This is a genomic window from Pseudomonas aegrilactucae (genome assembly GCF_019168305.1).
Lineage (GTDB): Bacteria > Pseudomonadota > Gammaproteobacteria > Pseudomonadales > Pseudomonadaceae > Aquipseudomonas > Aquipseudomonas aegrilactucae.
The window spans coordinates 1-611 of record NZ_JAHTBI010000164.1 but is presented as its reverse complement, the minus strand read 5'-3'; the positions used below and the strand labels follow the sequence as shown (position 1 = coordinate 611).

Sequence of the window (611 nt, the reverse complement as noted above, 5' to 3'; positions counted from 1 at the left end):
GTACGGTCGGTGTAATGGGTGATCAGGTGATGCTGGTACTGGTAGCGCCAGGCAGCACCGTTTTCATCCTGGGCCGCGATCAGGTCGCCCTGGTCGTCATAGTGGTAGGCGCACAACTGACGCAGTGGCGTGCCGTCGACCACCTGCCACAGGCCCTGGAGACGGCCGTGCTCGTCGAGCAGGGTGCCGAGCTGCAGGTGCACCTTGCTCGGGTCGTCGTCCTGGTAGGTGTTGATGTCGGACAGCACCGGCTGGTCGTTGTGGCGATGCTCGTAGTGCAGCATCGCCCCCGCGCCGCTGCGCAACTGGATATGCGTCAGGTAGTAGCGATCACCGTGGCGCGCGTAGGTCTCCTGACGATCCAGGCCACGCAGAAGCACCAGTTGCTGCCCACCGGTGCGCACCAGAGTGAGGTACTCCACCGCGTCATAATGAGGTTTGCCTTTTTCGGGCAGCGGGAAGTCGTGGCTGCGGCCATCGAAATCATGCAGCACCAGCCCCTTGCCGACCACGTCGATGCAGGTGGTGAACTCGGTGATCCAGCGTGCGCCCAGGCTGCCGTTGTCCAGCGCGTCCAGCCGCGAGTTGTAGACCCGGGCCCAGGCCACCGG

Annotated in this window: 1 protein-coding gene; it reads right to left on the bottom strand. The window is 64.5% G+C overall.

Translation table 11 applies throughout. The features are described from left to right. A partial coding sequence (locus tag KUO17_RS26270) for a DUF6531 domain-containing protein (RefSeq protein ID WP_255263815.1) occupies positions 1-611 on the bottom strand: 611 nt, incomplete at both ends.